Source organism: Streptomyces akebiae (genome assembly GCF_019599145.1).
In the GTDB taxonomy this organism is placed as follows: Bacteria; Actinomycetota; Actinomycetes; order Streptomycetales; family Streptomycetaceae; genus Streptomyces; species Streptomyces akebiae.
The window spans coordinates 152,555-163,881 of sequence record NZ_CP080648.1 but is presented as its reverse complement, the minus strand read 5'-3'; the positions used below and the strand labels follow the sequence as shown (position 1 = coordinate 163,881).

At 76.5% G+C, this 11,327-nt stretch carries 4 pseudogenes; all 4 read right to left on the bottom strand.

Annotation, left to right across the window (positions count from 1 at the left end):
• Positions 1-70: 70 nt before the first annotated feature.
• A pseudogene (locus tag K1J60_RS47480) lies at positions 71-1,273 on the bottom strand (beta-ketoacyl reductase); the annotation flags it as partial.
• A 576-nt stretch (positions 1,274-1,849) separates the two neighbouring features.
• Positions 1,850-6,691, bottom strand: a pseudogene (locus K1J60_RS47475) (type I polyketide synthase); the annotation flags it as partial.
• A gap of 93 nt (positions 6,692-6,784) precedes the next feature.
• Positions 6,785-7,069 (bottom strand): annotated as a pseudogene (locus K1J60_RS47470) (polyketide synthase dehydratase domain-containing protein); the annotation flags it as partial.
• A 153-nt stretch (positions 7,070-7,222) separates the two neighbouring features.
• Positions 7,223-11,266 (bottom strand): annotated as a pseudogene (locus tag K1J60_RS47465) (type I polyketide synthase); the annotation flags it as partial.
• Positions 11,267-11,327 lie beyond the last annotated feature (61 nt).

Here is an 11,327-nt window from a genome sequence, read left to right as displayed (position 1 = left end):
GCCCGACCCCTTAGGGGGCCGGGCCGGCAGGTGGCATTTGCGAGGGTGTTCGAGCAGGCGGGAAGGGGGTTCAGTCCTCCGGATTCTCGAACGCGGTCTGGATGAGCGCGTCGAGGTCCATCAGGTCGATGTCGCCCTCCGACGGACCCTCTTCGAGGCCGTCCGCGGGGATATCCGCGGAGGCGGGGGCAGGGTCCGGGTCCGTGGTGGGAGCGGCCTCTGCCGCGATCTCTTCCGACAGGTGGGCGGCGAGTGCGGCGGGGGTCGGGTAGTCGAAGATCATCGAGTTGGGGAGCCCCAGTCCGGTGGCTGCGGCGATCCTCCCCCGGATCTCGACGGCGGTCAGCGAGTCGAACCCGAGGTCGGCGAAGCCGCTCCTCGCTGCGATGCCGTCCACTCCCTGGTGGCCGAGTACGTCGGCGACCTGACGGCGCACCAGGTCGAGAAGGGCGCGTTCGCGCCGGGCCGGGGAGAATCCGGCCAGTCCGACGGCGTACGCGGTGAGTCCCTCCTCCGCTGCCTGCTCCTCGCCGGCCCCGCCCTCGGCGAGCGGGACGAACAGCGGGGCGGGCCGGCCGGCCGTGAAGGCGGGCAGGAAGCGGCTCCAGTCCACGTCGGCGACGGTCACGCAGGTGTCCTGCGCGCCGAGCGCGTCGGACAGGGCCCGCAGCGCCGTCTCGGGTGCCATCGCGGTCAGGCCGCGCCGGGCGAGGTAGGCGGCGGCATCGCCGTCGCCTCCGCCGAGTCCGGCCGCGGCCATGCCCTCCCCGGCCCAGGGGCCCCAAGCGAGGGAGAGAGCTGCGCGGCCCTGCGCGCGGCGGCGTTCGGCGAGCGCGTCGAGGGAGGCGTTGCCGGCCGCGTACGCCGCCTGCTCCCCGCTCCCCCACACCCCGGCGATGGACGAGAACAGGACGAACTGCTCGGCCTCGGGGAGGAGTTCGTCGAGGTTGCGCGCGCCGTCGACCTTGGCCCGGAGGACCTCGCGGAAGGTGTCCGCGTCGAGGTTTCGGAGGGGACGGGCGGTGTCGGTGCCTGCGGTGTGCACCACGGCCCGGACCGGGTGTGCGGCGAGCAGGGCGGCGAGGTCGTCGCGGTCGGCGACGTCGCACGCCGCCACGACGGCCGTGCAGCCCAGGTCCGCGAGTTCCGCCACCAGGGCCGCGGCACCCGGCGCCCGGGGACCCGACCTGCTGGTGAGGACCAGCTTCCCGGCCCCCTGCCGGGCGAGCAGGCGGGCGACGTGCCCGCCGAGGGCGCCGGTGCCGCCGGTGATGAGCGTGGTGCCCGCCGGGGTCCACGCCCCGCCGTGCGCCAGCGGTGCGCGGTCCAGGCGGCGGGCCAGGACCCGGCCGCCGCGGAGTGCCACCTGGTCCTCGGTACCGCCGAGGACGGCCGGGATCAGGGCCAGGGTGTCCGCACCGGGCTGCTCGGGCAGGTCGATGAGACCGCCCCAGCGGCGCGGGAGTTCGAGGGCCGCGACCCGGCCCAGACCCCATACCTGGGCCGCGCGGGGGTCGGCCACGGTGTCACCGGCGCCGACCGCCGACGTCGTCACGCACCACAGGGGCGAGCCGAGTCCGGTGCGCACCACGGACAGGACGGTCTCCGGGTCGTCGGAGAGCAGCAGCACTCTGTCGGCGGGGTCCGCCGCGGGCAGCTCGTCCGGCGTGCAGACGGTCGCCCCGGCGCCGCTGTCCCGCAGCGCGGCGGCCACGGCCGCGGCACGGTCGGTGTCCTCGCGTGCTGCGGCGACCAGCCAGTTTCCGTCGGCGGACCGGGCCGCCGGGAGGACGTCCGTCCACTCGACGCGGTACCGCCAGTCGGCCGCGGCCTCGCGCAGCATACGGGTGCGGCGCCAGGCGGCGAGCGCGGGCAGTGCCTCGGCCAGTGCGGCGGCCGTGCCGGGGTCCATTCCGGCCAGGGCCCCGAGGTCGCCGGAGTCGACGGCGTCCCAGAACTCGGTGTCGGCCGGGCCGGGTTCCGCAGTGCGGGCCTTTGGCCAGTAGCGGCTCCGGTCGAACGCGTAGGTGGGCAGTGCGGCCCGGGGGCCGGTGCCGAGGACGGCCTGCCAGTCCACGCCGGTGCCGCGGGTGTGCGCGGCGGCCACGGCGGTCAGCAGCGTGACCGGCTCGGCGCGGCCGGGCCGCAGCGCGGGTACGGCGACGACGTCCTGGCCGGCGGTGGCGCGGGCCAGCGCGGTGAGCACGCCGTCCGGGCCGAGCTCGACGCAGGCACCGACGTCCCGGCGCCACAGTTCGGCGACGGCGTCGGCGAACCGGACCGGCTCGCGGACCTGGCGCACCCAGTACGCGGGAGTCGCCGGGTCGCCCGGTGCCGTGCAGACCAGCGGGATGACCGGTGCGTGGTACGTCAGCCGTTCGGCGATCTCGCGGAAGGCGTCGAGCATGGGCCGCATGCGGTGCGAGTGGAAGGCGTGCGAGACGACGAGCCGCCGGACCTTGCGGCCCTCCGCCCGCCAGTGCTCCTCGCAGCCGGCGATCGCTTCCTCGTCGCCCGAGAGGGTCAGCGCCTTCGGGCCGTTGACCGCCGCGAGGTCCACGCCGTCGGGCAGCGTGATCTCGTCCTCGGCGGCCTCGACCGCGAGCATGGCGCCCCCTGCGGGCAGCGCCTGCATCAGCCGGCACCGGGCCGCCACCAGCGTGCACGCGTCGTCCAGTGACAGCACGCCGGCGACGTGCGCGGCGGCCAGCTCGCCGATCGAGTGGCCGACCAGCACGTCCGGTCGTACGCCCCACGACTCCACCAGCCGGAACAGCGCCACTTCCAGTGCGAACAGCGCGGGCTGGGTGTACTCGGTCCTGGCCAGGATGTCGTCGTCGGTGCCGAACACCACGTCCCGCAGGGGCCGGCCGAGCTCCAGCCGGTCGCAGACGGCGTCGAAGGCTCCGGCGAACACCGGGTACGCGTCGTACAGTTCGCGGCCCATGCCGGCGCGCTGCGCGCCCTGGCCGGCGAAGAGGAACGCGGTGCGTGACTCGTCCGCCCTGCCGGTGGGGGCGCCCGTGACGCCCTCGGTGAAGGCGCGCAGGGCGGCCAGCAGCGTCTCGCGGTCGGCGCCGAGCAGCGCCGCGCGGTGCGCGAGCCGGGCGCGCGAGCCGGTGAGAGCGCGGGCGATGTCCACGGCCGAGGTCTCCGGGTGCGCGTCGGCGAAGGCGAGAAGCCGCGCGGCCTGGCCGCGCAGGGCGGCCGCGGAGCCCGCGGAGAGCAGCCAGGGCAGTACGGCGGGTGCCGCGCCCGGCTCCTGCGGTGCGGTCTGCTCCGCCTGCCGCTCGTGCGGGGCCTCCTCGATGAGGACGTGGGCGTTGGTGCCGCTGATCCCGAACGAGGACACGCCCGCCCGGCGCGGGCGGCCGGTCCGCGGCCAGGGCCGGGCCTCGGTGAGCAGTTCCACCGCGCCCGCCGACCAGTCCACCTCAGGGGTCGGCTCGTCCACGTGCAGCGTCTTCGGCAGCGTGCCGCGCCGTATCGACTCGACCGTCTTGATGACGCCGGCGACACCGGCGGCGGCCTGGGTGTGGCCGAGGTTCGACTTGACCGAACCCAGGTGCAGCGGCTCGTCGCGGTCCTGGCCGTAGACCTCCAGCAGGGCCTGCGCCTCGATCGGGTCGCCGAGCCGGGTGCCCGTGCCGTGCGCTTCCACCGCGTCGACCTCGGACGGCTCCAGGCCGGCCGCGGTCAGCGCGGCGCGTATGACGCGCTGCTGGGAGGGGCCGTTGGGGGCGGTGAGACCGTTGGAGGCACCGTCCTGGTTGACGGCGGAACCACGGACCACCGCGAGCACCGGGTGGCCGTTGCGGCGGGCGTCGGAGAGCCGCTCCAGCAGCAGCAGGCCCACCCCCTCGCCCCAGCCGGTGCCGTCGGCCGCGGCGGCGAACGCCTTGCAACGGCCGTCGGCGGCCAGGCCGTTCTGCCGGCTGAAGCCGATCAGCACGTCCGGGGTCGCGACCACGGTGACGCCACCGGCGAGCGCCATGGTGCACTCGCCCGCCCGCAGCGCCTGCGCGGCCAGGTGCAGCGCGACCAGCGACGCCGAGCAGGCGGTGTCCACGGTGACGGCCGGGCCCTCCAGGCCGAAGGTGTAGGAGACCCGGCCGGAGGCGACGCTGCCGGCGCTGCCGGTGACCAGGTGGCCCTCGGCGTCCTCGGGCATCTGCAGCCCCACGCCGTAGCCGGATCCCATCGCGCCGGCGAAGACGCCGGTCCGGCTGCCGCGCAGGGTCGCGGGGTCGATGCCGGCGCGCTCGAAGGTTTCCCAGGCGGTCTCCAGCAGGAGCCGCTGCTGCGGGTCCATGGTGAGGGCCTCGCGCGGCGAGATACCGAAGAGCGCCGCGTCGAAGTCGCCGGCGGTGTCGATGAACGCGCCGCCGCCGGCCCGGATGGCGTCGCCGCCCCGGGAACCGAGGTTCCAGCCTCGGTCGGCGGGGAACGGGCCGACCACGTCGCGTTCCTCGGCCATCAGCCGCCACAGGTCCTCGGGCGACTCCACCCCGCCCGGGTACCGGCAGGCCATCGCGACGATGGCGATCGGCTCGCCGGCCGGCGGGGTCGGGGCGGCCACGGGCGCGGTGGTTCGCCTGGCGCGGCCCCCGGCGGGCTGCAGGTGCGAGTGGTCCGCCAGGGCGGGGGCTGCCTCGGGCGCGGCGCTCCGCGTGGCGCGGACCGTGCCGGCGAGCCGCTCGTGCAGGTGGTCCGCCAGGGCCCTGGGGGCCGGATGGTCGAAGACCACGGTCGCGGGCAGCTTGAGACCGGTGGCGGCCGAGAGCCGGTTGCGCAGTTCCACCGAGGTGAGCGAGTCGAAGCCCATGTCGCGGAAGGCCCGGTCCGGGGAGACCCGCTCGCCCGGCGCGTGGATCAGCACCGCGGCGACCTCGTCGCGGACCAGGTCGAGCAGCGGCCCGGTCGGGTCGGCGGCCGCCGCCAGCCGCTCCGCCAGGCCGCTTCCCCGGTCCCCGCCGGACGCGCCGGCCTTGCGGAGCTGGGCCGGGACGCGCACCAGCGCGCGCAGCAGCGGCGGCACTTCGTGCGCCGCGCGCACCGGTGCCGGGGAGAAGCGGGTCGGCACCAGGTGGGCCCGGTCGGCGGCGAGCGACGCGTCGAAGAGGGCGAGGCCCTCCTCGGCGCCGAGCGCGTCACCGAGGCGGGTGAGCCGGGCGACGGCCGTGCCGTCGAGGTGCTCGGACATCGCGCCCGGCTGCGCCCACAGGCCCCAGCCGAGCGAGACGGCGGGCAGGCCCCGGTGCCTGCGGTGCGCGGCGAGGCCGTCGAGGACGGCGTTGGCCGCCGCGTAGTTGGCCTGTCCGGCGGCACCGATGGTCGCGGCCAGCGAGGAGTACAGGACGAACATGGCCAGGTCCTGGCCCGCTGTCAGCTCGTGCAGGTGGACGGCGGCCTCGGCCTTCGGCGCGAACACCGCGGCCAGCCGCTCGGGGGTCTGTGCCTCCAGGACCCCGTCGTCGAGGACACCGGCGGTGTGGACGACCCCCGTCAGCGGGTGTTCGGCCGGTATCCCCGCGAGCAGCGCGGCCAGCGCCTCGCGGTCGGCCGCGTCGCAGGCGACGACGCGGACGTCCGCGCCCTGTTCGGCCAGTTCCCGGACCAGTTCCCGCGCGCCGGGGGCGTCGGGGCCCCGGCGGCCGGTCAGCAGCAGGTTCCTGACGCCATGGCGCGCCACCAGGTGGCGGGCCAGCATCGCGCCCAGCGCACCGGTGCCGCCGGTGATGAGAACGGTCCCGTCGGGGTCGAGCCGTACGACGGTGTCCGTACCGTCGGGCCGGAAACGCCGCAGCCTGGGCACCAGCACCCGGCCGTCACGCACCGCCGCCTGCGGTTCGTCCGCCCCGGACAGCATGCCGAGGACCGTCGCCGCCTCTTCGTCGGTGTCCGCGTCGAGCAGTACGAAGCGTCCGGGGTGTTCGGTCTGCGCGGTTCGCACCAGGCCCCATGCGGCGGCGGCGAGCGGATCGGCGACGTCGTCGCCGGTGACGGCGGCGACCGCGCCGCGGGTGAGGACCACCAGCCGCGCGTCGGCCGTGCGCTCGTCGGCGAGCCAGGCCCGTACCCCGGCGAGCGTCGCGGTCGGGTCGGTCGGCGCCCGCCACAGGGCCACCGGCGGCACCTCGGCGAGGCCGTCCGGATCGTCCACGGTCACGCACGCCTCGTCGGCGGCGCTCCCGGCCGTCTCGTCCAGCCGGGTCCACACCACCTCGAACAGGGATTCGACCGCCGGCTCTTGGGCCGACTGCGCGGCCGCTTCCCGCAGCGTCAGCGACGCGACGGACAGCACGGGCAGGCCCGCGTCGTCGAAGGCGTCCAGCGTCACGGAGTCCGGGCCGGCGGGCGTGATGCGTACCCGCAGGGTCCGTGCGCCGACCGCGTGCAGGGCGACGCCCGACCACGAGAACGGCAGCCGCGGTGCCGGTGGCCCCGCGTCCCCGGGGCCCGCCAGGGCCAGCGCGTGCAGTGCGGCGTCCAGCAGTGCGGGGTGCGCCGCGTAGGCGTCGCCGCGCTGCGGGTCCGGCAGCGCGACCTCGGCGTGGAGCACGTCGCCGGACCGCCAGGCGGCCCGCAGTCCCCGGAAGGCCGGTCCGTACTCCAGGCCCGCCGCGTCCAGCAGCTCGTAGTGCCCCTCCAGGTCCACGGGCTCCGCGCCCGCCGGGGGCCACACCGGGTGCGGCGCCGGCTCCGGCGGCAGGGCCGCTGCGAGCACGCCCGCGGCGTGCCGGACCCAGGGTCCGTCGGTGCCGGACTCGGGGCGGGCGTAGACCGCCACCTCGCGTCCGCCTCCGGACGCGCCGTCCTCGGCTCCGACCACGACCTGGAACCGCACGGCCGTCCGCTCCGGCAGGACCAGCGGCGCGTGCAGGGTCAGTTCCTCGACGAGCCGGCCTCCGGTCATCCGGGCGGCCTGCAGCGCGAGTTCGAGCAGCGCGGTGCCCGGGACCAGGACCGTGCCGCCGAGCCGGTGGTCCGCGAGCCAGGGGTGGACCGAGGTGGACAGGCGCCCGGTGAGCACCAGGCCGTCGTCGGTCACCGACGCCACCGCCGCGCCCAGCAGAGGGTGGTCCACGCCGGCGAGACCGGCGCCCTCCACGTCGGCGGGGCCGGATGCGGACAGCGCCCAGTACCGGCGGTGTTCGAAGGCGTACGTGGGCAGGTCTGCGCCCTCGACCGCGTCCAGCGGCCAGTCCACCGTCGCACCCGACACGTGCAGCCCGGCCAGCGTCTGCAGCAGGGCGTCGGGCTCGGGGACGCCGGACCGCAGCGTCGGCACGGCGACCGCGTCGTCCACCAGCTGCTGGGCCACGGCCGACAGCCCGCCCTTCGGTCCGATCTCGACGAACCGCCGCACCCCGCGCAGGCCGCGCACGGCGTCGGCGAAGCGGACGGTCCGACGCATCTGCTCGACCCAGTACTCCGGTGTGTCGAGCCGCCCGGGGCCGGTGGCCGCCATGGGGACGGCGGGCTCGTGGTGGGTGAGGCCGGCCGCGACGGCGGCGAGTTCGCCGAGGGCCGGGTCCACGTGGTGGGAGTGGGCGGCGAGGGAGACGGAGATGTCCTTCACGCGCCGGCCCTCGGCCCGCCAGCGGTCCCCGAGCGCGTCGAGCACGTCCGCGTCGCCGGAGACGACCAGCGACTCGGGCCCGTTGACCGCGGCGAGGTCGACGCCGTCGGGCAGGGGCAGCACGTCTTCCTCACGTGCCTCGACGGCGAGCATCTTCCCGTCCTCGCGCAGGCCGAGCAGTAGCCGGGCGCGTGCCTCCACCAGGGTGCAGGCGTCGTCGAGCGAGAGGATGCCGGCGATGTGCGCGGCGGCCAGCTCGCCGGTGGAGTGGCCGAGCACCACGTCGGGGGCGACGCCCCAGGACTCCAGCAGCCGGGCGAGGGACACCTGGAGGGCGAACGTGCCGGCGTGGGCGTTGCCGGCCCGTTCGAGCTGGTCCCCGTCCCCGAAAAGCAGCTCGGTGAGCGGTGTCCCCATGTCGATCCGGGCCGCCACAGCGTCGAACGCCTCGGCGAACGCCGGGTGGGCGGCATAGAGTTCGCGCCCCATACCGGCGTACTGGGAGCCCTGGCCCGTGAACACGAAGGCCGTACGCCCCTGAACCGCGGTGCCATGGACCACGGAGGCCACCGAGGTCTCCGACACGAGCGCGTCGAGCCCGGCGAGCAGACCGTCGAGGTCGTCGGTCCGCCCGACCACCACAGCCCGACGGTCCAGCGCGGCCCGGCCGGTGACCAGGGTCCGGGCGATCTGCGCCGCGTCCGGACCGGGACGTTCGGCCGCGAACGCGCGCAGGCGGGCGGCCTGGGCGCGCAGGCCCTCGGTGGTGCGTGCGGAGACCGGCCAGGCGACGGGGCGCGCCGGGGCGTCGGTGGCCGGTGCGGCCTCCGGCTTCCGGGCGGGCGGCAGCGCGCGAGGGGCCAGTGCCTCTTCGAGGATGACGTGCGCGTTGGTCCCGCCGATCCCGAAGGACGACACCGCGGACCGGCGCGGCCGGTCCCCGCGGTGCCACGGCCGCGCCTCGGTGAGCAGCGCGACGGCGCCGGAGGACCAGTCCACCTGCCCGGTCGGCTCGGAGACGTTGACGGTCTGCGGCAGGACGCCGTGCCGCATCGCCTCCACCATCTTGATGACGCCGCCGACACCCGCCGCGCACTGGGTGTGGCCGATGTTCGACTTCAGCGAGCCGAGCCAGAGCGGTTGGTCGTCCTCGCGCTCCTGGCCGTACGTCGCCAGCAGCGCCTGGGCCTCGATCGGGTCGCCGAGCCGCGTACCGGTGCCGTGCGCCTCGACGGCGTCGACGCCCGATGGCGCGAGGCCCGCCGCGTCCAGCGCGGCCCGGATGACCCGCTGCTGGGCGGGGCCGCTGGGCGCGGTGAGGCCGTTGGAGGCGCCGTCCTGGTTGACGGCGGAGCCGCGGACCACGGCCAGGATGCGGCGGCCGTTGCGCCGCGCGTCGGAGAGGCGCTCGACGATGATCATTCCGGCGCCCTCGGACCAGCCGGTGCCGTCGGCGTCCGCCGAGAAGGACTTGCAGCGCCCGTCGGGCGCGAGCCCCTTCTGCTTGCTCAGCTCCGTGAAGACGTCCGGGGCCCCCAGCACGGTCGCGCCGCCCGCCAGGGCGAGGTCGCACTCGCCGTTGCGCAGCGACTGCACCGCCAGGTGCAGGGCGACCAGCGAGGCCGAGCAGGCGGTGTCCACGGTGACGGCGGGACCCTCGAGACCGAAGGTGTAGGCGATCCGGCCGCAGACGACACTGCCGGACATGCCGGTGAGCAGGTGCCCGTCCACCTCCTCGGGGAGGTTCGCGCCGCTGGCGTAGCCGACGTTGGTGGCCCCGACGAAGACGCCCGCCTGGGTGCCGCGCAGGCCGGCGGGGTTCATGCCGGCCCGCTCGAACGCCTCCCAGGAGGTCTCCAGGAGCAGCCGCTGCTGCGGGTCCATGGCGAGCGCCTCGCGCGGCGAGATGCCGAACAGGTCGGCGTCGAAGTCGCCCGCGCCGTCGAGGAATCCGCCGAGCCGGACGTCGGAGCTGCCCCGGCGGGTCGGGTCGGGGTCGTACAGCGCGTCGAGGTCCCAGCCCCGGTCCTCGGGGAAGGGCATCGCGACGCTGTCGCCGGCCATGACGAGCCGCCACAGGTCCTCGGGGGAGGCGACCCCGCCGGGGTACCGGCAGGCCATGCCGATGATGGCGATCGGCTCGTCGCTGCGGGCGGCCGTCGCACGGGGCTTCGCGGCGGTCTCCCGGGCGCCGCCCAGTTCGACCAGCAGGTGCTCCGCGAGGGCGGTGGGGTTGGCGTAGTCGAAGACGAGGGTGGCGGGGAGCCTGAGGCCGGTGACCGTGTTGAGACGGTTGCGCAGCTCCACCGAGGTGAGCGAGTCGAAGCCCAGCTCACGGAAGGCGCGGTCCGCCGTCACCTCGTCGCCGGACGCGAACCCGAGCACGGCGGCACTCTCGGCCCGGACCAGGTCGAGGAGCCGACGCGCCGGGTCGGCCGCGGTGGCCAGGGCCGCCGCGAGGCCTTCCCGGCCCCGCCTGCCGCCGACCCGCCCGGCCGTGCTCCGGGTGGTGCCCGCAAGGCCACGCAGGATCGCGGGGACTTCCGTGGCTGCACGCAGCCGGGCCCGGTCCACGACCGCCGCCACCAGGTGCGGGCGGGCGGCGTCGAGCGCCGCGTCGAAGAGGGCACACCCCTGCGCGTCGGACAGGGGAGCGCCGAGCCGGCTCGCGCGGGCGAGGGCGGGCGCATCGAGGTGTCCGCTGATGGCACTCGAACGGGCCCACAGACCCCACGCCACCGACACGGCCGGCAGGCCCAGCGCCGCCCGGCGCTGCGCCACGGCGTCGAGTACGGCGTTGGCCGCCGCGTAGTTGGCCTGCCCCGGGGTGCCCAGGGTGGCGGCCACGGACGAGTAGAGGACGAAGAACGACAGGTCCAGGTCGCGGGTCGCCTCGTCGAGCACGACCGCCGCGTCCGCCTTGGGCGCGAGGACCGAGCGCAGGCGCTCGGGCGTCAGGGTGTCGGCCACTGCGTCGTCGACCACGCCCGCCGCGTGCACGACACCCGTGAGCGGGTGCTCCACAGGAACGCCGGCCAGCAGGGCCGTGAGGGCGTCCCGGTCTCCGGTGTCGCAGGCCGCGAACCGCACCGAGGCTCCCAGGGCCGCCAGCTCGGCGGCCAGTTCGGCGGCGCCCGGGGCGTCGGCGCCGCGCCTGCCGGTCAGCAGCAGGTGCCGGGCGCCGTGCCGCTCCACCAGGTGACGGGCGAGCAGCGAGCCGAGCGCGCCCGTGCCGCCGGTGATGAGGACGGTGCCCTCGGGGTCGAGGGCCGGGGTGGGCCGCGTCTCGGGCGGCTCGCCCGGGGTACGCAGCCGGGTGAGCCGGGGCACCAGCAGGCGGCCCGCGCGCAGCGCCGCCTGCGGCTCGCCGGAGTCGAGCAGCCTCCCGACGGCCTCTGTCAGGCCGTCCTCGGTGTCCGCGTCCAACAGGACCAGCCGGTCGGGGTGTTCGGACTGGACCGAACGGACCAGCCCCCAGGCCGCAGCCCGCTCCGGGTCGGTGATCCCGGCCCCGTCGGCGGCCGCGACGGCGCCACGGGTGAGGACCACCAGGGGCGTGCCCTCCGCCGGTGCACCGGCGAGCCAGGCCTGGAGGCCCGCAAGGACCGCCACCACATCGGCCGGCGCCCGCCACACCAGCAGCCCGGCCGCGTCCGGTTCTGCCGGGTCGTCCACGACCAGGAAGTCAGGTCCCGGGTTCTCGGCCGGAGTCTCCGCCGCGCCGAGCGGCGTCCACGCCACCTCG